Annotated in this window: 21 protein-coding genes; 14 read left to right on the top strand and 7 right to left on the bottom strand. The window is 57.4% G+C overall.

The genetic code is table 11. The features are described from left to right. Positions 1-45 precede the first annotated feature (45 nt). Both LC298_RS03010 and LC298_RS03005 read left to right on the top strand, forming a co-directional pair. Complete coding sequence (locus tag LC298_RS03010; protein ID WP_131564799.1) at positions 46-1,653, top strand: TadE/TadG family type IV pilus assembly protein; 1,608 nt, start codon at positions 46-48, stop codon at positions 1,651-1,653. Between the two features lie 294 nt (positions 1,654-1,947). Next, positions 1,948-3,549 carry a TadE/TadG family type IV pilus assembly protein gene (locus tag LC298_RS03005; protein ID WP_131564801.1) on the top strand — a complete coding sequence of 534 codons (1,602 nt, stop codon included), beginning with the start codon at positions 1,948-1,950 and terminating at the stop codon, positions 3,547-3,549. A 29-nt stretch (positions 3,550-3,578) separates the two neighbouring features. Here LC298_RS03005 and LC298_RS03000 read toward each other — a convergent pair whose 3' ends face one another. From LC298_RS03000 to LC298_RS02985, 4 genes are all read right to left on the bottom strand, one after another. Continuing rightward, entirely contained in the window at positions 3,579-4,199 is a 621-nt protein-coding gene (locus LC298_RS03000; protein WP_223385513.1) for a TadE/TadG family type IV pilus assembly protein, read from the bottom strand. Beyond that, positions 4,193-4,756 carry a TadE/TadG family type IV pilus assembly protein gene (locus tag LC298_RS02995; protein WP_223385512.1) on the bottom strand — a complete coding sequence of 188 codons (564 nt, stop codon included), beginning with the start codon at positions 4,754-4,756 and terminating at the stop codon, positions 4,193-4,195. Before LC298_RS02995 ends, LC298_RS03000 begins: the two co-directional genes overlap by 7 nt. A gap of 755 nt (positions 4,757-5,511) precedes the next feature. Further along, positions 5,512-5,706, bottom strand: a complete 195-nt coding sequence (locus LC298_RS02990) for a hypothetical protein (RefSeq protein WP_131564803.1) — start codon at positions 5,704-5,706, stop codon at positions 5,512-5,514. Between the two features lie 118 nt (positions 5,707-5,824). Continuing rightward, positions 5,825-7,105 (bottom strand): AAA family ATPase, encoded by a 1,281-nt coding sequence (locus LC298_RS02985; RefSeq protein ID WP_131564805.1) that lies wholly within the window; start codon positions 7,103-7,105, stop codon positions 5,825-5,827. Between the two features lie 299 nt (positions 7,106-7,404). Between LC298_RS02985 and LC298_RS02980 the strand changes: the two genes are divergently transcribed. The 3 genes from LC298_RS02980 (at position 7,405) to LC298_RS02970 (ending at position 9,126) form a co-directional block, all read left to right on the top strand. After that, the gene (locus tag LC298_RS02980) at positions 7,405-7,923 is read left to right on the top strand and encodes a tetratricopeptide repeat protein (RefSeq protein ID WP_223385511.1); all 519 of its coding nucleotides are present in this window, start codon (positions 7,405-7,407) and stop codon (positions 7,921-7,923) included. Between the two features lie 18 nt (positions 7,924-7,941). Next, complete coding sequence (locus LC298_RS02975) at positions 7,942-8,556, top strand: hypothetical protein (RefSeq protein WP_131564809.1); 615 nt, start codon at positions 7,942-7,944, stop codon at positions 8,554-8,556. Positions 8,557-8,685: 129 nt separating this feature from the next. Next, positions 8,686-9,126 (top strand): hypothetical protein, encoded by a 441-nt coding sequence (locus LC298_RS02970; protein ID WP_131564812.1) that lies wholly within the window; start codon positions 8,686-8,688, stop codon positions 9,124-9,126. Here LC298_RS02970 and LC298_RS02965 read toward each other — a convergent pair. Then, a complete protein-coding gene (locus LC298_RS02965; RefSeq protein ID WP_158284661.1) occupies positions 9,120-9,692 on the bottom strand; it encodes a prepilin peptidase in 573 nt (190 codons plus the stop codon). The genes LC298_RS02970 and LC298_RS02965 overlap by 7 nt on opposite strands. 265 nt (positions 9,693-9,957) lie before the next feature. Between LC298_RS02965 and LC298_RS02960 the strand changes: the two genes are divergently transcribed. The 9 genes from LC298_RS02960 (at position 9,958) to LC298_RS02920 (ending at position 18,368) form a co-directional block, all read left to right on the top strand. Further along, a complete protein-coding gene (locus LC298_RS02960) occupies positions 9,958-10,134 on the top strand; it encodes a hypothetical protein (RefSeq protein WP_428977521.1) in 177 nt (58 codons plus the stop codon). A 130-nt stretch (positions 10,135-10,264) separates the two neighbouring features. Beyond that, positions 10,265-11,236 carry a Flp pilus assembly protein CpaB gene (gene cpaB / locus LC298_RS02955; RefSeq protein ID WP_131564818.1) on the top strand — a complete coding sequence of 324 codons (972 nt, stop codon included), beginning with the start codon at positions 10,265-10,267 and terminating at the stop codon, positions 11,234-11,236. Between the two features lie 39 nt (positions 11,237-11,275). Then, positions 11,276-12,688, top strand: a complete 1,413-nt coding sequence (locus tag LC298_RS02950; RefSeq protein WP_244596510.1) for a type II and III secretion system protein family protein — start codon at positions 11,276-11,278, stop codon at positions 12,686-12,688. Continuing rightward, positions 12,666-12,929: a hypothetical protein gene (locus LC298_RS02945; protein ID WP_223385510.1), complete on the top strand. Its 264-nt coding sequence runs from the start codon at positions 12,666-12,668 to the stop codon at positions 12,927-12,929. Before LC298_RS02950 ends, LC298_RS02945 begins: the two co-directional genes overlap by 23 nt. Positions 12,930-13,257: 328 nt before the next feature. Continuing rightward, positions 13,258-14,412, top strand: coding sequence for a MinD/ParA family protein (locus LC298_RS02940; protein WP_131564822.1), 1,155 nt, complete (start codon positions 13,258-13,260; stop codon positions 14,410-14,412). 20 nt (positions 14,413-14,432) lie between these two features. Next, complete coding sequence (locus LC298_RS02935) at positions 14,433-14,990, top strand: L,D-transpeptidase (RefSeq protein ID WP_131564824.1); 558 nt, start codon at positions 14,433-14,435, stop codon at positions 14,988-14,990. Positions 14,991-15,026: 36 nt separating this feature from the next. Further along, on the top strand, positions 15,027-16,457 hold the full coding sequence (locus tag LC298_RS02930) for a TadA family conjugal transfer-associated ATPase (RefSeq protein WP_223385509.1): 1,431 nt from the start codon (positions 15,027-15,029) through the stop codon (positions 16,455-16,457). 9 nt (positions 16,458-16,466) lie between these two features. Then, positions 16,467-17,417: a type II secretion system F family protein gene (locus tag LC298_RS02925; RefSeq protein ID WP_131564826.1), complete on the top strand. Its 951-nt coding sequence runs from the start codon at positions 16,467-16,469 to the stop codon at positions 17,415-17,417. A 3-nt stretch (positions 17,418-17,420) separates the two neighbouring features. Further along, positions 17,421-18,368 carry a type II secretion system F family protein gene (locus tag LC298_RS02920; RefSeq protein ID WP_131564828.1) on the top strand — a complete coding sequence of 316 codons (948 nt, stop codon included), beginning with the start codon at positions 17,421-17,423 and terminating at the stop codon, positions 18,366-18,368. Between the two features lie 37 nt (positions 18,369-18,405). Here the strand turns inward: LC298_RS02920 and LC298_RS02915 are convergent, their stop codons facing one another. Further along, positions 18,406-18,891, bottom strand: coding sequence for a hypothetical protein (locus LC298_RS02915; RefSeq protein ID WP_131564830.1), 486 nt, complete (start codon positions 18,889-18,891; stop codon positions 18,406-18,408). A gap of 5 nt (positions 18,892-18,896) precedes the next feature. Then, a complete protein-coding gene (locus LC298_RS02910; RefSeq protein ID WP_131564832.1) occupies positions 18,897-19,967 on the bottom strand; it encodes an EscU/YscU/HrcU family type III secretion system export apparatus switch protein in 1,071 nt (356 codons plus the stop codon). Positions 19,968-19,999 lie beyond the last annotated feature (32 nt).

Raw genomic sequence — 19,999 nt, 5'->3', positions numbered from 1 at the left:
GGGCTGGAGTAATCTGATCAGACGACGTTTCGATCGAGGCTGGATATGATGTTCAAGCGCGCGAGGAAATGTGTCGCCGAGCAGGATGGTTATGCGATTGCGCTGACCCTGATCTCGATGCCGCTCATAATCGGGGCGTCTCTGTTCGTGATCGATGCGGGGCGGATAGCGAATCTGAACACCGACCTTGCAAACGCGGTTGACGCTATGGCGCTGGCCGGCGCGCGCGAACTCGATGGCCGGTCCGACGCGATACCGCGGGCAAAACTCGCGATTGAAACGCTCGTTGAAAACCAGTCGGCAATGAGTGGCGGCGGACCGGGTTTCGGGCTGGGGTCTCGACTGCACGTTGTCTACGATCCCAACAATGATGCCGCGAGCACTGTGGAGGTTCGGTTTCTCACGGCTATCCCGGCAAGCGACGACATGCCCATCGACATGTCGAAATTGACGACTTCGTCGGAGGCGGCGCAATATGCCTGGGTCTGGTCCAAGGACCAGGCCGTTAATCTGCTCTTTCCTCTGAATGTTGCACCGCAGATCAATGTCCGGTCCGCCGCGATCGCGACCTACACGGCAGCCGCCTGCGAAGTGGCGCCGCTCTGGATCTGCAATCCTTTCGAGCCCACGGATATCAACACGGCTTTCGCCAATGGCAGTTTCTATGGCCGCCAGGTCACGATGGAGATCGCCGGCCCGTCGACCGCATTTCCCGGCAATTTCGGCTTCCTTGTGATGGGCGACAAGAAGGGCGGAAGCGCCTTAGGTAAAGCGTTGGCAACGGGGGCTCCGAATTCATGCTATGGGAGAGATAGAGTTGATACCACCAAACCCGGCGCCACGTGGGGTAATGTTGCGCATGGCATCAACGTCCGATTGGATCTCTACAGAGCCGGTTTCAAGAAATACTCGAAAGACCCGCTCTATCGGCCCGCGAGAAACAGTCGGAAGGGTGCGTCAGATGCAAGTTCATGTAATAAATATACGTTAGTAACAGATAAAGCCATGGGAATGGGTTTTCCTGGCGGTACCGGCACTGACATCGTAATGGGTGGTGGAAGAATAAGCGCGTCGTCCGATTGGGACATTGATGCCTATTGGTACGTCAATCATTCGCTTGAGGATCCTAATGGCTACGATCCGAGCTATCCTGGCTATGATCCAAATTTCGTTCCTCCCGCCGCACCCGTCGATACCATCCGCAACGCCGTGTCCAGCTATCCCGGCGGCCCGACGCCTGCGAGCGTGACGCCCTCACGATATGACGTCTACCGCTACGAAATGCTGAATAATCCTGGTGGAATGGTCTCAGATCCGGCTCCAAACGGCGAGACGGGCACGCCCCATTGCGGATGGATCGACACCTCAAACACTTATAGCGATGACAGACGCTTGGTTTTCGCCGCCGTTGTCGATTGTATCGCCGCGAGCGCGAGCGGCACTCTGCACGGTCGAACGAATTTGCCGATCGAAGCTTTTGTGAACATGTTCGTGACCAGACCGGCAGACGGTGACGCAGTTGGGCCCAGCAAAAAGACTTTGTCTTTAGAAGTGGTTGACGTCTCCGGGGCCGGAGGACGGGGGACAGTTGAGGATTTCCTGCGGGAAGATGCCGAGATCGTCAGGATCGACGATTTCCTGTCCGGCGGGTAATTTGGGTTGCCGAATTAAGGCTGTCCTATCAGCGCGTCCCGCAATCCATATCCTCTGATGTGATGGTCACCGGCACGCGGCGAATGCCACGTTGTTCGCGTATCCCTGTATCATCGAAGAATGCGCTAAAGGAATCAATGCGCCGCCGGGCAATGCCATCGAATCTCTCAGCATGTAGATAGCCGATTACACAGGCACCATGTCGCCCGGTGAAGGATAGGCTTCAACGGCTCAACTTGATATCCACAGGGGCTGGAGTAATCTGATCAGACGACGTTTCGATCGAGGCTGGATATGATGTTCAAGCGCGCGAGGAAATGTGTCGCCGAGCAGGATGGTTATGCGATTGCGCTGACCCTGATCTCGATGCCGCTCATAATCGGGGCGTCTCTGTTCGTGATCGATGCGGGGCGGATAGCGAATCTGAACACCGACCTTGCAAACGCGGTTGACGCTATGGCGCTGGCCGGCGCGCGCGAACTCGATGGCCGGTCCGACGCGATACCGCGGGCAAAACTCGCGATTGAAACGCTCGTTGAAAACCAGTCGGCAATGAGTGGCGGCGGACCGGGTTTCGGGCTGGGGTCTCGACTGCACGTTGTCTACGATCCCAACAATGATGCCGCGAGCACTGTGGAGGTTCGGTTTCTCACGGCTATCCCGGCAAGCGACGACATGCCCATCGACATGTCGAAATTGACGACTTCGTCGGAGGCGGCGCAATATGCCTGGGTCTGGTCCAAGGACCAGGCCGTTAATCTGCTCTTTCCTCTGAATGTCGCTCCGATAGCGAACGTCCGGTCCGCGGCCATAGCGGAGTATACGGCTGCAGCGTGCGATGTGACCCCGCTCTGGATCTGCAATCCGTTCGAGCCCACGGATATCAACACGGCCTTTGCCAATGGCGATCTTTACGGCCGTCAGGTCACGATGGAGATCTCTGGCCCGTCCACGGCGCTGCCCGGGAATTTCGGTTACCTGGCCGTAAACGGCACCGGCGGCAACGTGCTCGGCACCGCGCTCGCGACGGGGACGCCACATGCCTGTTACCAGCGTGACACGGTCACCACTGAACCGGGCGCCACTTGGGGGCCAGTAAAGAACGGAATAAATGTCCGGATGGATCTCTATGCCGGGAATTACAACAAATTCTCGAACAACCCGATGTACCGGCCTTCCAAAAACAAACGGAAGGGAACCTCGCAAGGGAACTCCTGCAAGCAGTATGCAGAAGAAACCGACAAGGCCAGAGGGATGGGTTTTCCTGGCGGGACCGGCACCGATATCCCGCTGGGGGGCGGGCGGATAAGCGCTTCCTTCGACTGGGACATCGACGCCTACTGGTACGTCAATCATTCGCTCGAGAACCCGAACGGCTACGATCCGAGCTATCCCGGCTACGACCCGAATTTCGTTCCTCCGGCCGCACCCGTGGACACTATCCGCAACACCGTGTCCAGCTATCCCGGGGGAACGACGCCTGCGAGCGTCAAACCCTCGCGATATGATGTCTACCGCTATGAGATGTTGAACAATCCGGGCGCAATGGTCTCAGATCCTGCGCCAAACGGCGAGACGGGCACGCCCCAGTGCGGGTGGATTGACACGGCGAATACCTACGATGACGATCGGCGGCTTCTGTTTGCCGCGGTGGTCGATTGCGCAGCCGCGAGCGCGAGCGGCTCACTACACGGCAGAACCGACCTGCCGATCGAGGCCTTTCTCACCATGTTCATGACCAAACCGGCGGACGGCGATGACACGGGCGGAAGCAAGAAGACCTTGTCCATGGAAGTCACGGATGTCTCCGGAGCGGGCGGACGTGGGACGATCCAGGATTTCCTGCGGGAAGACGCCGAGATCGTCAGAGTGGATGATTTCCCGTCTGGAGGTTGATTCCGGGTTCCGCAGGAGGGTCGGCTAACTCAGCACGTTCCGCAATCCATATCCTCTGATGTGATGGTCACCGGCAACGCCGGGATCGCCATGCTGTTCACGCCGAGGAGCGCGCCGAGGAGTGGCAGATTGAACGTAATGCTGCGCGCCGCCACTGTGATGGTGACCACACGGCCTTCAGGGCGCCCCCAATAGCCCAGCCCGGTCGTCGAATAGGTGACAACGATGTTGGCCGGGGTGATACGGGAATTGAGATTGCAGATTCCACGGGTGTTGGGGACGCATGTCGTCGCGGACTTGCTGCCGTAGACGATGCGGTTCAGGCCGGAGTTGCACATTTCCTCTCCGGCAAGCGGCGCACCGCTGCACGTGACGTCGGGTGCCTGCGCAGGCGTAATGGGACCGGGAACGAGAAGCGGGTCGCTCGGGATTGCCGAGTCATCAAAGGAGGGCGCCAAGGGATCGGACACCGCAGCCCACCGCGCACCAAATTGTAGCGCCTTGGCCGTCGCATTCCACTGGAACATTGCGTACCCGAACTCGAAAATTGCCGAAATCGAAAGAACCATGATTGGAAAGACGAGAAGTCCTTCGACCAGCGAAATGCCGTCGCTATCCCTGGCGAAGGTGACGAGGCTCTTCTTCACCACCCTATATTTCTCTGCTGGTGTGTTTCGGTCACCGTGATCGCTCCGATCTCCAGAGCGCCATAAAGAGGCGTCAATGGCAATTGATGGGACGTGTAACCCTCAATGGTCGGAGCACAGTCCGGAGGCATCGGTATCGTGGCGCTTGCGCAGGTGTTGCCGGGATAGGTGAAGGAGATATCGCCCAGGTCGTCTCCCCAATCGAGCACCCGGAGTGCTCCCGTGCCGGCCGGATTACCGTAGAACGCTATATTCTTGGCAATTTCCTCACTGCAGCCAATGGTAGCGTTACATCGGGCGAGATACCGCGTGGCATCACGCAGGCCCGTTATTACCTGTTCGCGCTCGAGCATTACGAAGCCGAAGGTCAATATTCCGACGGAGAAGAGAAAGATAAACGGCACCACCACGATCGCCTCGACCATGACGACGCCGTCACGGTCCTTCCGGAACTGGTTGAGGCGATGCAGGAACTCGTACACGGCAAATTCCGCTCTGCGACATTTCGTGTAGAGCCCTGTATATTCCAATATCGATTTGCCTGCTAGTGCGGTGGTCACGACCGCCGATATCTCCTTGTTAATTACTTATATTATCATTTCTTCCTGTTGGGCTCTCATTCCATTCGTCGCTGGCGGGCCGAGTCGTCTGTCCCATCCTTAAGCTTCGGGCTACGCCCATCGCTGATGGGCCCCTTAAGACGCGTAACTTCGTTGCCACGCCCCGTTACCGGTCTGGCCTTTGTCAAAGATCGTGCCCCTCGCAGGGCGGGAAGCGGGCGGTCGTCGTCACGCTTCTATGAATATGTTTGGTGCGATCGGATCGACCGCCCGCCGGTGTTCTCACCCGCCTCCCGGCCACGGCTCGCGGTCCCGTGGGACCGGCCGAAAAACTGAAGGCTAGGGCCCGGCCGTAAGCTCTTGCCAGGCCGCATACCTTCTTGCGTTCCCCGGCCGGCACCGCATTCCTCCGCCTGATCGTCCGGTTCTAGACCCGGCTTCCCGTGGAGGAACGTCCGGCAATTATGCGGGAGGTTTCAGACGTGTGGATAAGTTCTCGGTAGAAAAAATTTAATACCCAGAGAGAACAATGGGTTAGAGAAACCCGGGCAAAAAACTTATCAACGTCGCGGAATCCTTCTCCCGTCTTTCGCGGTGCGATTGGAGGCCTGACCCGTTGCCAGTTCGACCAATGGCCGTCGCCCGAAGCCGAATAAACTCAGGTTCCGGCCCCACGGCTCCGCAGGATGGTGGTCACCGGCTCCGGCCCGGCCGCCGTGAGGCCCCCGACTTTTCCGGAAAATATGCAAGTCGGATCATATCGGCATAACGGGCGTTCTGCGTATCTCCTTGAGCACGCCGAGCGAGCGGAGAAATTCGGTGGCCTGATTGACAATCTCGTTGGTGTAAAAGCCATGATTCCACAACTGATCCCACACGAAAACGACGACGATGAACGAGAACAGAATTATCAGCGCAATACGCATGGCGTATCCGATCAGCCGGTTCACGTGGCATTCTAATACAAATGGGTCGTTCTTGGAATTTTGGCAGCCGCGATCGGACGGATCCTGGGCAGACAGCGGATATCTTCCGCGCATCGCAATTGGGAAGCAGAGGGCCAGCCTATTAGCTTACGGTCATGTTTCCCCATGCCTGCTCCAGCACCCCCATGGACAGGTGCGGCTCCTCACCTCGAAAATTGCAGGTCGAGATGACGAAATCGATCAGATATTTTGGGTGGTGTCCTGCTGGCGCAATCTTCGGCTGACGATAATAGTTCTCGAAAAACTCGGAGAATACGGCTTCTTCGAACGGGATTCCGCGGTCCCTGGCGGCATCGATGAAGATCAATCTGTAATCTTCGGCAGTCGGCGTTGGCACCCTGATCTTGTAGTATAGACGGCGCAGACCGCCGGCGTCCGCAAGTTGCTCGGGATCAAGGTTTGTGGAGAAAACAGCGAGTTGGTCAAAGGGAAGCGAGAACTTCTTGCCCGTGTGCAGGGTCAGGAAATCGTAGCGCCGTTCCAGCGGTACAATCCACCGGTTGAGAACGGATTGCGGGTCGGTGCGTTGCCGTCCGAAATCGTCAACGATGAAGACCCCGTTCATGGCCTTGATATGCACAGGCGCTTCGTAATATTTCGAGATGGAATTGAAGGACAAGTCGAGCATGTCCAGCGTGAGTTCGCCGCCCGTCAGTACAAACGGTCGCCTGCACGCCATCCATCTCGAGTCTTTCGAGCGGCGTGAGGCGCCGCCCTCAACCCCCTCCTCCAATGCGCCGGTCTGGTCCACGGGCCGGTGGATCGTGGGATCGAAGAGATTGATGATCTGACCGCCGATTTCAAAGCAAAACGGAACAAAGATTGTGTCCTGGAAAGCATTTCCGCACGCTTCCGCGATACTCGTTTTGCCGTTTCCGGGTTCCCCGTACAACAGAACCGAACGCGCGGAGTTGAATGCCGGCCCAAGGGTATCGATGAGCGGCTCCGGAAAAACCAGGTGGGCCATGTGGCTCTTCAGGTTCTCGCGTGATAGCCTTTCATTCGCGATCGCTTGCGAACGGATCATATCGACGTAGGACTGATAGCTAACCGGCGCCGGCCCGACATATTGCGACTGCGCCAGGGCGGCGGCGGTGAACTGATTTCCAGCGCCGCCTATGGCGTACCGTAGTTCGCCGCGGATATCGTCTCCGGCAAGGCCCCTCGCTTCCACATACAGGAGGCGCTGCAAATCCTTGATCAGGGAATTCACCACGCCGACCGGCAATTTGATCTCCGCCGCGATCTGCGACGGTGTCATGGTCCCGAAGGTATACAGGGTCTTTGCCACCAGCCCTTGCAGCAGCTCGCGTTCGATCCCGGTTTCCTCAACTGTCTGGGGTGCTGGCGGCGCCTGGGTCATACCGGTTGTCCAATTACTGGCTGGAACTGATTTGCTGAAATTTTGGGGTCGTGCGGCCTCTGTCGATAATCTCCGAATTCTCATTCGTTTCCGCGCGACGTGTCAAACGTCTGCACGGGGATTGCGGCGCTAGTCGCTTCGGATTTGCGATGCGGATCTTTCTGATCTGCCGAAAACACTATTGCCGATCTGCAACAGTTTTCGCGGGAATCGACCAGCGAAACGGGGTGTTAGCGTGTTAGGCGTACCATTCCCCCGAGCACCGGTGTATGACCTCAGGGAAATTGGGGGTTGGAAGATTGCGTCCATTTCTGGCAGTTGCCGTATCAATACTCGGATTGTCCCTTGCATCGTGTCAGGGGGTCAATGTTGAAGATCTCTCGACCTTCGGCGACAGCGCCGCATCGGTAGAAAACCTGTCCGACGCCGAATTCTACGCGACGGACGAACTGATCACGATGGGCAAGACCCAGTTCAAGGAACGCAATTACGGCAAGTCCTATTCGTTCTTTAAACGGGCGGTGGAGGTGTTTCCGAAGGATCCTGCAGCTTGGCTTGGTTTCGCGGCGTCGGCGGACCATGTGGGCCGTTTCGATACTGCTGACCGCGCCTATCGTGTGCTCTCCACCATGATCGGCAGGCGCCCCGAATATTACAACAATGTCGGATACTCGTATCTGCTCCGCGGCAATCTGCCGAAGGCGAGGCATTATTTCCTGAAGGCTTACGAGATCGATCCTTCGAACGAGATCACAGCGAACAATCTCGAACTCATGCGCAATAGCGTTGCTTTTGCGAAACGCGGGTACAGAGGATAACGGAAACTGAACGCGCTGGTGGATATCCGCTCCCGCTCAGTCGACCGAAAGGCCGGCGGAGGCGGATTGACGCGGGTGTCGCCGGACGGCCCCATCGCAACACACCGTGTCAACCTGGTCGGGCGTTCCTATTACGAAGCCGGCAGCCTTGGACGCTCGACCGGGCGCAGCGTGCTCCCGATCGCTTACCTGGTCGCCAGCTGCATCCTTGCCGCCGCGACTTACTACAACTTCAAGGCTGTGGGTGAAATGAGGGAGCTTGAAGCCGAACTTCGGCGGCTTCCCGAATTCGAGAACCGCATCTCCGACCGACTGTTCGATTTCAATCGCGGCATGCAGTCGATCGGTGAGGCCACCAATAATCGTTTGGCGGTTTTGCAGAGCCAGCTTGACGATCTTGCCGAGAAAGGGTCCCGTTCGTCCGCCGTGCTTCAGGCTCCTTCCGCCGGTGGTGATACGTCCTTCTTTATTCCGGAGCGAAATCAATTCCGGCCTCTCAAGCCACAGGCCGACGCGGCTGCCGCGCCGCGCCAGGTCCCGAGTGAGGGTTCCTCTCAGATAGTGGGGGTCGACGTCCGGTTCAGGCGCATCGTCGGGGCGGACGGCAGCGTCAGGTACGAGCGCCTCCGCTAAAATTTAACGACTGAAGAGAAGCTCTGTTAGCCATCATTACCTGATAACTGCAAGGCGCCCGCATTCTTGAGCGCGCGTTAACAGCAGCGCGCTATGATCCTAAAAAAAAGATGAACAGGGATCGAGAGAATGCAGAGCAACAGGATTTTCACGTTCGCGGAAGTGCTGCCATCAATGCTTTTCGTTGCCATCGCTTCCTATTTTTTTGGGCAGATCGCTGGTGAAGCAGTCACGGTTCTCCGAGGGATTCCTTCAGTTGAGAAGATTGCGCTGGTTCTCGTTCTTTGCGCTCTGGCGGGCCTTGGCGCGCTGCTCTGGAAGTTGCCGAACCTTGCCTGGGTCCGGTTTTCATACGGGCTGCTTGCCCTTGCCACCGGCGGCATCATCGTCAACGGTCGAGCGATGCTCGATGCATCGGCCATGACCGGATCCGGGTCGCAGATTTCGCCGGTAGGGATAACTGCGGTGGACGCCACGATCTTCGCCGCCTTTTGCATCCTGTGCGTCTGGCTCAATGTGCATCGCTGGATCATATGGAACCTGCGCCATCCGCGGCGGGAATTTCAATAGACGCCCGTCTCGGCGAGATAGCGGCGGCCCAGCGCCAAGGCGAAGGCGATCGCGAGCAGCACGCCGTATGGGATCCGGCCCGTCGACCTGATTTCCATCAATCGTTCAATGAAGCGAGAGCCTCCGGACGATCTCGGATACGGGATGCGCACGATCGCGTAGGTGGCTGCGCCAAGGATGAGCAAAATCAGTGAAAATATTGAAAGATAATCGAATCCCAGAATGAGACCGATCGGGAAGAGCATCTTTGCATCCCCCGCACCAAGCAGTCTTAACATCCACAGTGTAAAGCCGATCGCGAGTAAAAGTGCCCCTGCGGCAGTGTCGGCGAGCGGCCTGAACGCCCACAAGGCGCTGCTTCGTCCTGTTTCCCCAGCGTCCAGATGTATTTCAAAAAAGAAATATACAGAAACAGATGAAAAAATATATATGCCGATACCGAACAATATAATATTGTTTGGAATTTTATTTTTCTCAAAATCACTTTTAGCAATTAGAAACGACCACAGATAACAAATAAATATGTAAACATTAGATATAAAGATACTTTCAATAGAGGCGATCATTAGATTTATATAAAATAACGCGTGACACGCCGGCGTTGTAGAGCGTGGGAGAGGCATATCCAGAGAATCATTCGGGTTTTTCTCCTCGGTTCGAATTCAGAAAAATCGCGATTTCGACTTGCTGGCGTTTACCATTTAACCGAATATTCAGAATTCGCAATGGCGTTGAGATTGACCGATCCGATGTTTACCTATAATTTACTATAGCGACGTGCGACGGTATGCGCGTGAATGTGGTTAGAGGAGATGTACCATGAGGCGGGGAATGCAGTTACTGCGCGTATTCGCGCAAGAAGAAGATGGCATCGCGTTAACCGAGTATTTGATCCTGCTCGGATTGCTGATTGCAGGCGCTATCGCGGCGGTTATCATTGCCGGAACTAACCTGGCCGCTGCCTGGAACTCCTGGGCAGGCTTCTTCACCAACCTGAATTATAATTGATCGATCGGGTCTCGTGCGAGGCATGCCGCAAGGCATAAAATTGGACGGGTCTGTCGAGAAGCGGCGGACCCGTCTCCTGTTTGACTGACCCTGTTCAGAGTTTTAACCTCACGTGTAAGGCGGTTCGATCATGCGTTTTACCACCGTACTCAGTCTCGGCCTTTCCATCATTCTCGCCATGGCGGCGGTGTTCGGCGTCAGGCAGTTCCTTGCGGATCAGAGTGAGCGCATCGCGAATGTCAGCACGGTCGATGTTCCGAGGAACACTATTGTGGTTGCGGCGCAGCCGATGCGGTTCGGAAGGCTAATTGAGCCCTCGAGCTTACGGGTCATCGATTGGCCGGCGGCCACGATCCCGGAGGGCGCATTTTCGACGATAGAGGACGTTCTCGCCCCGGACGGAGAATCGCGCTATGTCATGACGGCGATCGAGTCCGGCGAACCCGTTCTCGCGTCGAAAATCACCGGTGCAGGCCAGCGCGCGACGCTTTCCACGGCCCTCGATCCGGGCATGAAGGCGGTCTCCATCCGGGTTAACGATGTCCTCGGCGTTGCCGGCTTCGTGCTCCCCGGTGATCGGGTCGATATCATGCTGACGCGTGAAGGGACTACCGACGTTCTCCTGCAGGGGGTCAAGGTGCTAGCGATAGATCAGCTCGCCGACGACCGCGCGAACCAGCCCTCCATAGCGCGCACGGTTACCATGGAAGTTTCGACTCTGGAGGCGCAGAAACTGACGCTTGCAGCGACGGTCGGAATTCTTTCCCTGGCACTGCGCAACAGCGCCTCTTCCGAGGTTGAGGCTATTAATCCCGTCAATATCAACGATCTTGGCGGCGGTCCTACCTCGAGAACTCTCATTTCCGAGCAGGTCAAGGCCCTGGAAGACGCGCGGTTGTCGGAACTGGAAGAAAAAGTGAGCCAGGTCGACGAACTGGTGAGCAAACGTGTGGCAAAATTGCGGCAGGAGATGGAAACTTCGCCCCAACCGGGTGTGGAAAGGCAAAAAGAACTGGTGATGCCCCCCGAAGATCCGTATGCGAATATTGGAGTTTACCGTGGGGCAGGCCGCACGGAATACAAAGTTAAGAAAGCTGAGTAACAATGGGTGAGCGCGGCTCAACTCGATAGCAGGACAGAGATGATACAAATCATGTCGGCGCGGTCCAGGCGCCTGTCATTTCGCTCGGTAATTCAATTCGTTGGTGCCTTTTTCGCGTTGTTTGCCATTTCCTGTGGGGCGGTCACGGCGCAGGAACTCCGCGTTAACCTGACCGGATCGGTGTACGAAACGACGGTCAGGCCGGGAACCACCGTGACCGTGCGAACGAACCGGACATTTAACGACATCGTTGTCGGCAACCCCGGAGTGGCCGATGTCGTCCCCCTGTCCGACCAGTCGCTCTACATCCAGGGGGGATCGGTCGGCATCACGACCATCTCGCTTTACGATGCCGAAAAGGCCCTTCTCGGAGTGATCGAGGTCCGGGTCGAAACCGATTTTAGCGACGCGGCAGCGGCGATCAGGTCGGCCGTACCGGATTCGCAGGTGCGGGTCGCCAACATCAATAACCGCCTGCGGCTGACCGGCGTGGTGAAGAACAGCGTGGACATGGACCGTGTGGTCCGGATCGCCAACCAGTACTCGGAAACGGTGATCAATGCCCTGCGGGTGAGTGATCCGCAACAGGTCACACTGGAAGTGCGTGTGTTGGAGGCAAAGCGTTCGGCCGGAGAGAATCTGGGCATCAAGCTCAACATCAACGACAAGTTCACCTCCCGCTCTCCGACTTCGGACCAGACGCCGTTTTTCGGCAATCTCGTGGCGCAGATTTTGAGCGCCGGGGGTGTCGATATCGATCTGACCATCAGTGCGCTGGAGAAGAGAAGCGTCATCCGCCGTCTTGCGCAGCCCAACCTGACCGCGGTAAGCGGAGAAGGCGCCCGGTTCAATGTTGGCGGCGAAGTGCCGATAACGCGGGTCGTGCAGGGCGACAATGGCTCGACGGCCGCGGAAACGGCATATCGGCCCTATGGCGTTCGTCTGGAGTTCGTTCCCACCGTTCTGGATGAGGGGAAGATCAACATTCGCGTCCTGACGGAGGTCAGCGACATCGACCCTTCGCGCGACAGCATCAATCCGTCCTTCCTCACCCGGACCGCCGAAACGGTCGTTGAACTGCGGGATGGTCAGAGCTTCGCGCTGGCCGGCCTTATCAAGGTCGACAATGACCGCGCCAAGGAGCAGGTTCCAGGCCTTGGGGCAGTGCCAGTCCTCGGCGCTCTGTTTCGCAGTTCGAGCTTCACAAAGGAGGAGACGGATCTCGTCATTATCGTCACCCCCCGGCTCACAAGACCGGCCGCACCCGACGAACCGCTGTTTTCGCCGCTAGACCAGACACGCCCATCAAATGACGTCGAACTGTTCGCTCTCGGCCTGCTTGAGGTCGACAAGGACATGATGCGGCGGTTCAGGACGGGTGAAGGCATCATCGGGCCGTACGGCCATATCATCGACCTGGAGTTCGACGATGGAATTATCGCGAAGAAATAAGCGGATCGGATTGGTGCTGGCGAGTCTTCTTCCGCTCGCCGGCTGCGCGGACTATTTGAGCAACCTCGACAGTCTTACGCTGGGGGTGGGCGATGCGAACTATGCAAATATGGCGATACAGACGATCGATCCGTTCCCGCCTGTCGCCCAGAATACAGACATCGACATCGGTCCCGAAACAACTAGCAATGCCTATCAGCGGTATGTCGTGCCCTACGATCCTTACATCGGCAATCCGTAAGCGTCATTTGGGATCTTTGGATGCGGCGTAGTCGGGCGGGAGACAAAGGTTCCGCCAATTCTCCTTTTTTGGACGGTGACAAAATCGAAATTCGAGAATCAGGCTTCGGACGCCACTGTGGTTGCTCAACGCCGGGCCTTTCTTTGGGCAACCGCCGACATGCCGAGCTTTGCAGATCGCGATAAGCCGCACTTCGCGCTGTTCGTTCGCCTATATCGCCATGTCGTTCGACAACTGGACATAGGCGGCTGGAAAAGGAAAAGATTATAACACCCATATTGTACCAGTATCAGGTGTTGAATAACAGTTCTTCGATTGAAGGGACGTGATGAACATCAACGTATCATCGGAAGGAAAATCCAGAATAATCGTCTATTCGACTGATCCCAAATTGATAAAGGTAGTCGACGCACATTTTTCGAAGTTCGCGGCTTACGAATACGAAGCCGAGCCGCTCGCGACATTGTTGAAGAAGAAGAAATTCGACGCCGATCATTATGATCTCGTCATAATGGATTTGTCGGATGGCGCAGTCCTGGAAGATCCGAGCTTTCCAAGCGCCCGCGCACTTGTGAAAAGTATCCCGGTTATTTTCGTTTCCGACGCACTGACCAACGAGCGGATGAGGCGCGTTGTGAGACTCGATGGCGAAGACTGGTTGTTGAAGCCGATCGATCGTCGCGCGCTTGTTGAGGCGATAGCGGCTCAAATCCAGAAGCTGAAGACGGGAACCAAAAAGGTCCACGCGGTTCTGTCATGCGGCGGCGGAGCCGGCGGGACGACGCTGTCGATAATGCTGGCGTATTTTCTGAGCCGGGCGCACAAGCGTCGGCGGCCCAAAGTGGCGATTTTCGATGTTGATTTCTTGACCGCGGCGGTCGCCGCCTATCTGAATGTTGAAAACGCGTTCGACCTTCGGGACGTCATCAACCATCCGGAGCGGGTGGACTTGCAGTTCGCCGACATCATCAAGAAGCGTCAGGAATCCGGATTTTCGGTATTCTCCTTCGAGAATCCTGAAATCTATCTCGACCCGAAGGGCGTCGAACTCGTTCTTCGCCTGCTTGATGTCATCTCATTCGAGCACGATCACACCGTCATCGATATTCCTGTGCAGGAGACCGCTTGGAAGCAGCAGATCCTGAAGGCAGTCGATACGATCACGCTGGTTGCAAATGCGACGGTCCCTGCAATTCAGTACGCCAAGGCGACATCCGCACGGGTCCGGGACATCGCCGATCCCAATTGCGGGATTTTCGTCGTTGTGAATCGCGCCCATACGGGGCTGTTCGGCGGAGGTATCGGAAAAAAGGAAATTGCAGGCGTGTTCGGCGACCAAAAGGTTGTTATTCTTCCAGATGAACGCAAGGTCATGGCGGAGGCGCAAAATCGCGGTGTCCTGCCTGTCGAGGTGAGCCCTCGATCCAAATTCTGCAAGGGAGTTGATAACTTGGCCGCGTCACTATGGAGAACGGAACGATGAAGCCCGGGGCGCGGGAGCGGATGTTACGGCGCACGTTTCTTGGGGCCGCGGCATGTACTGTCGTGGCCTCGCCCCTCGCCGCCCTGGCGGGGGGTATCAGCCCCCGGGTCCCACGGGATCATGGTCCTACCACCCGCCGGGTGGTGGAGGCTGCAACCGGCTACCGCCCGGGCACCATAGTGATATCGAACTCCAAGCGGACACTCGACCTCGTGCTCGATGCAGGTCGGGTAGCCCGTTACACAATTGCGCTGGGGCGGCCCGGGTTCGAGTGGACGGGGGAAGCCGCTGTTGGCCACAAGTCGGAATGGCCAACCTGGCGGCCGCCGTCCGAGATGCGCAGACGTGAACCGGACCTCCCTGAAGCTGTTCCGCCGGGGCCGTTTAACCCGCTCGGTGCGCGTGCGCTTTATCTTTACAGCAACGGACGCGACACCCTTTACCGAATTCACGGCACGAACGACCGCTCGACTGTTGGCGGATACGAAACGTCCGGGTGCTTCAGGCTGACCAACGCGGATATCCTCGAGCTGTTCGGCAGGGTCCCTATCGGAACGAAAGTGATCGTGTTGAACTAATTTGATCGCATCAGAAACCTAATCAGGGCGCACGCAGTGAACGAACGGATACTTGGACGGTTTTTCCGGCCGAATGCAGGAGCTGATCCGGACAGCGCTCCGGCCGCGACCACCGAGGAGCCTGTTGCCGAGAACAGCAAGGACGGGTCTCCGGTCGAGCACTCAAAAGCCGATGATTCCCTGCAGAGAAACCGGCGCGAGATGGTTGCCCAGCGCGTCGCATTGCACCGCCATCTTCTTGATCGCATCAACCTAGGAGTGCTCGACACCCTCCCGCGCGCCGAACTGGTGGACGAGGTCCGGCCGCTGGTCAGGGAATATGTTCGCGAGAAGAACTTTCCCCTCAGCGCCAGGGAACTTGACGATCTCATCTTCGATACAACAGATGAAATGCTCGGTTTAGGGCCGCTGGAACCTTTGTTGAAGGACGACACGGTTTCCGATGTGCTCGTCAATCGTTACAATCAGGTATTCGTAGAGCGTGCCGGGGTCCTTGAAGAAACCGATATTCAGTTCAAGGACGAAGATCACCTCATGCGGATCGTCACCAAGATCGTCTCCGCCGTGGGCCGGCGTGTCGACGAAACCACTCCGCTCGTGGACGCCCGATTGAGTGACGGATCGCGCGTCAACGTTGCCGTTCGTCCGGTTGCTGTCGACGGCCCGATGGTCTCCATCCGCAAATTTTCCAAGCAGCCTTACACGCTGGAGCGCTTGATAGAGGGCAGTTCGATGGCGGAAGCCATGAAAGTTCTTCTGGTCGCCGCGGTAAAGGGGCGCAAGTCGATCATCATTTCCGGGGGTACCGGCTCGGGAAAGACGACGGTTCTCAACGCACTGTCTTCGCAAATATCAAATGCCGAACGCCTGATCACGATCGAAGATGCAGCCGAGTTGCAATTGCAGCAGGTCCATGTCTGTCGAATGGAAACCAAACCGCCGACACTTGATGGGAAACATGAGGTCCGGCAACGCGAGCTTTTGAAGAATGCGCTGCGCATGCGTCCCGACCGAATCATCGTCGGGGAGGTCCGCGGTGAGGAGGCATTCGACATGCTTCAGGCGATGAACACCGGGCACGAAGGCTCCATGTGCACCGTCCATGCCAACACGCCGCGCGACTCGATTTCCCGGCTCGAGCAAATGATCGGTATGGCCGGACTGCCGATGTCGCAGATGAGCATACGCCAGCAGGTCGCCTCCGCAGTCGATCTCATCGTCCAACTCGAGCGCATGCATGATGGCAGCCGCCGCCTCGTCTCCATTACCGAAATAACCGGCATGGAAAACGAGGTGATCCAGATGCAGGAAATCATGGCATTCAAGAAAACGGGCGTGGATGCTGCGAACCGGATTCAGGGATTTTTCTGTGCGACCGGGATACGTCCGCGGTTCCTAGAAGAGATTGCGGAGCTTGGCCTTTACGTACCCGAGGAAATTTTCAATCCCAGCGTTCATCTGAGATAGGAACGGACGATGAGCCTTCCGTTCATTTATTTCACCGTTTTCCTTTTCACCATCATATTTTTGGATACGGTCATTCGCCTTGCCGCGACCGGCATCGCGCGCCGCCGTTATATCAATTACCGGGTGAAACTACTCGAGGGGAACGCAGACCGTAAACAGATCTACGAGCGCATGCTGAAGGAGCGGTCCGTCCGGTACGGCGAAGACGACTCCCTTTCCATGACATTGGCCCGCTACTTCGCCCAGGCCAACATCCGAACCGGCAAGACGAGGCTGGTTCTGTATGTCGTATCGATCTTCGTCCTTTTTCTCCTGGCTGCCGATTACCTTCTGGCAAATCCGGCACTTGTGTTGGTCGCAGCGTTGGTCGGACCCGCCGGTGTCGTAACGATCTACGTCTCGGTGCGGCGCAGCCGGCGCATCAAGCATTTTCTCGTTCAGCTGCCGGATGCGATAGACGTGATGATCAGAAGTCTGGCGGCGGGGCATCCCCTGCCCTCTTCGGTCTCGCTCGTCGCCCGGGAAATGCCGGATCCGATCGGGTCGGAATTCGGAATAATGGCGGATGAAATGACTTACGGAACAGATATTGATGCCGCTACGCGTAACATGGTCGTGCGCGTGGGAGCCGAGGATCTGAACTTTCTGGCCATTTCGCTCAGCGTCCAGCGCGGTTCAGGCGGAAACCTGACGGAAATTCTGAAAAATCTCTCCGACATGTTGCGCAAGCGGACAATGATGAAGGCCAAGATCAGGGCGATCTCCGCGGAAGGGCGCTGGACGGCGTGGTTCATGCTGGGGTTCCCCTTTTACCTGTACGGGATCATCAATTTCCTTGCACCCACCTACTTCGATCCGATCTGGGAAAGCGGTTATGGAACGCTAGTCGTTACAGCCGGTCTGGGGATCATGACGGTTGGCATGCTCGTCGTCAGAAAATTGGTGAATTTTGATTTCTGAGACATGAACGAAACCCTTATCCTTACGGCCACATTCACCTCTGTGCTGATCTTTTCGGTGGCGTTGCTGCTCACCATCGGCACACGGCGCGAGGTCTCTCAAAGGCTCCATGCCCAAAAGCTGTCCCGCTCCGAATATGCGGCCGACATAAGCGAAGATATTCGCGGACTTCCGGTCTCCGAGCAGGAACTTGTCCGCCACTATTTCAACGTGGTCCGCAGCGACAACGATCCCAACTCGTTGCAAAACCGCCTGATCAGGGCAGGCTATTTCGCACGTGAGGCGGTTTACGTATTTCATCTGATTCGCATCGCCGCGACCGTGATCGTTTTCGTGGCGATCTTCTTTGCTGTGCGGACGGTTTCTCCCGAAACGTCGATCCTGGCCGCGACGATCACGGGCTTGGTTTTTTCGGGGGTGACCTTTATCCTGTGCAATGTCGTTCTCGAACGCATGGGGGTGCGCAAGGAAATCCAGTACAGGAAGGATTTTCCCGATTTCATGGATACGCTGATCGTCTGCATCGACGCCGGACTCAGTGTCGAGGCAGCGATCGACCGCGTGTCGCGGGACTTTCTGAAATCGAAGAAGCGGGGATTTGGGCTGCATCTGGCGATCATGATGCTGGAGGTACGCGGCGGCCGAAGACTACGCGATGCGTTGTCCAACTTTGCGAGACGGCTTCAGATCGAGGAGGCGCAGGCGCTCGCTGTGCTGTTCCGGCAATCCGAGGAACTGGGATCCAGCGTGACGCAGACCTTGCGGGTCTTCAGCGAAGAGATGCGACAAAAGCGCATGATCCGGGCGGAAGAGAAGGCAAATCTACTGCCACTGAAGATGTTGATACCCCTGTCGCTGTTTCTCTTCCCCGTCAGCATCTTGATTGTTGTGGTGCCGATCCTCATCACGGTGGTGCAGATGTTGATCCGGATCTCGAATCCCGCGGGTTGATTCCTTCCACGAGACGCGTTCCGCCGGATCGACGGTGTCAGGTCGGCGCGCGGGGCGCGGCTCGGCCGGATACGCCATGTCGGGGCGTCAGGCGGGCGGTCTTCCGCCGAAGGCCGAGGATATTGTCGGAAATATCGTCGGCAAGCAGCAGGGTGCGGTCCGTACCGTTTTCCAGAACCAGGGCACTGTCGATATAGCCGAGCTTGACCTCGGCGTGGTCTACGCAGAGCTTCAGGGCGACATGGGCGCGCGTTCGCGCCCCGTTGAGGACAAGCATGAGGGTCACCTCCGGTGCCGCGCCCCAGTCCGCCGATGCTTCGCCATCCCCTTCGAAGGTGACAAATCCGGGCGCAAAAAACAATTCCGCAGCGTCACGGACGATGTCGGCGACGCAGCCGAACCGCTCCATGCGCAGATACGCGATGTAGTCGCTGATATCGACGAGCCGCAGTTCCGCCGCCAGTTGCGCGATGGAGTCGGCGACGAGGGATTCGATTTCGTGATCAATGGTCTGGGTCAGCATCTGGCTCAGCTCTTTTCTGCGCGGCGGCGAACGATTGAGACGAGTTCGGCTACGGCCTTGAAGAATTCGGTAGGAATGATCTGGTCGATCGAGACGTTCTTGTACATGGCGCGGGCAAGTTCGACGTTCTGGAACACCGGTACGCCGTTCTTTTCGGCCAGTTCGCGGATCCGTAAGGCGATCAGGTCGCGGCCCTTCGCAACCACAACCGGCGCCGCGTCCCTGCCGGGATCGTAGCGCAGCGCGATCGACAGGTGTGTCGGATTCGCGATCACCAGCGTCGCGCCGGGCACCGCGTTCATCATCCGTCGGCGTGCACGGTCCTGGGCCGTGGAGCGCAGGCGCGCCTTCATCAAGGGGTCGCCCTGGGACTGCTTGACCTCGTCCTTGACCTCCTGCCGGGTCATCCGCAGATCGACCTTCCACTGGTATCGCGTCCACATGAAGTCGGCGCCGGCGATCAGCACCATGGCGAAGATGATCGCGCCCATGAGTTTCAGCAGAAGGCCCTTCACCGAAGCGAGAAACGTCGGAGCCTCCGTGTAGAGCCCCTCGATCATGCGCGGAACGAGATCGTGAAGAACGAGCCCGGCCAGAACCGCGGCAAAAATGATCTTGCCCATGGACTTGGCGAATTCGACAAGACCCTTCGCGCTGAAGATGCGCTGCCAACCCTTCACCAGCGAGATCCGCGAGAGCTGGGGCTTTATGCGCTCGGCAACCGGAACGGGCGGATTTTGAGCCGCAGAGCCGGTGATCCCCGCGACAATGAGCGCGGCGAACAGGGGAAGCGTGACCGCGCCGGTCACGAAGATCACGCGCTGGACGAGCCAATAGATGTCCCCGCTGTTGCTCAGGTCGTAATTGACCGACTGATCCATCATGGAGGCGAGTTGCTGCCCGGCCGCGACAATGCGTTCCGACATGAAGAAGGTCATGACGAACATGGTGGCGAGCAGGGAGAACAAGATCGGCGTTTCCTTCGAGAAGGGCGTCTTGCCCTTGTCGAGCGAGTCCTTGATCTTCTTCTCGGACGCTTCCTCGGTCTTGCTGTCCTTGTCCTGATCGTCTGCCATTTATGGATCCGGATGCCCGCGGGTCGAGAGGA

This window comes from Oricola cellulosilytica (assembly GCF_019966575.1).
Classification (GTDB): Bacteria; Pseudomonadota; Alphaproteobacteria; order Rhizobiales; family Rhizobiaceae; genus Oricola; species Oricola cellulosilytica.
The sequence above is the reverse complement of the archived record's forward strand: the minus strand, read 5'-3'. Positions and strand labels throughout refer to the sequence as shown.

What these genes read in the sequence shown, in the direction of transcription:
- LC298_RS02910 (WP_131564832.1), bottom strand. Translation starts at nt 19,967, where the DNA reads ATGGCAGACGATCAGGACAAGGACAGCAAGACCGAGGAAGCGTCCGAG.
- LC298_RS02935 (WP_131564824.1), top strand. Translation starts at nt 14,433, where the DNA reads ATGTTACGGCGCACGTTTCTTGGGGCCGCGGCATGTACTGTCGTGGCC.
- LC298_RS02915 (WP_131564830.1), bottom strand. Translation starts at nt 18,891, where the DNA reads ATGCTGACCCAGACCATTGATCACGAAATCGAATCCCTCGTCGCCGAC.
- LC298_RS02950 (WP_244596510.1), top strand. Translation starts at nt 11,276, where the DNA reads ATGATACAAATCATGTCGGCGCGGTCCAGGCGCCTGTCATTTCGCTCG.
- LC298_RS02965 (WP_158284661.1), bottom strand. Translation starts at nt 9,692, where the DNA reads ATGATCGCCTCTATTGAAAGTATCTTTATATCTAATGTTTACATATTT.
- LC298_RS02960 (WP_428977521.1), top strand. Translation starts at nt 9,958, where the DNA reads ATGCAGTTACTGCGCGTATTCGCGCAAGAAGAAGATGGCATCGCGTTA.
- cpaB (WP_131564818.1), top strand. Translation starts at nt 10,265, where the DNA reads ATGCGTTTTACCACCGTACTCAGTCTCGGCCTTTCCATCATTCTCGCC.
- LC298_RS02970 (WP_131564812.1), top strand. Translation starts at nt 8,686, where the DNA reads ATGCAGAGCAACAGGATTTTCACGTTCGCGGAAGTGCTGCCATCAATG.
- LC298_RS03005 (WP_131564801.1), top strand. Translation starts at nt 1,948, where the DNA reads ATGATGTTCAAGCGCGCGAGGAAATGTGTCGCCGAGCAGGATGGTTAT.
- LC298_RS02925 (WP_131564826.1), top strand. Translation starts at nt 16,467, where the DNA reads ATGAGCCTTCCGTTCATTTATTTCACCGTTTTCCTTTTCACCATCATA.
- LC298_RS02945 (WP_223385510.1), top strand. Translation starts at nt 12,666, where the DNA reads ATGGAATTATCGCGAAGAAATAAGCGGATCGGATTGGTGCTGGCGAGT.
- LC298_RS02920 (WP_131564828.1), top strand. Translation starts at nt 17,421, where the DNA reads ATGAACGAAACCCTTATCCTTACGGCCACATTCACCTCTGTGCTGATC.
- LC298_RS02940 (WP_131564822.1), top strand. Translation starts at nt 13,258, where the DNA reads ATGAACATCAACGTATCATCGGAAGGAAAATCCAGAATAATCGTCTAT.
- LC298_RS02985 (WP_131564805.1), bottom strand. Translation starts at nt 7,105, where the DNA reads ATGACCCAGGCGCCGCCAGCACCCCAGACAGTTGAGGAAACCGGGATC.
- LC298_RS03010 (WP_131564799.1), top strand. Translation starts at nt 46, where the DNA reads ATGATGTTCAAGCGCGCGAGGAAATGTGTCGCCGAGCAGGATGGTTAT.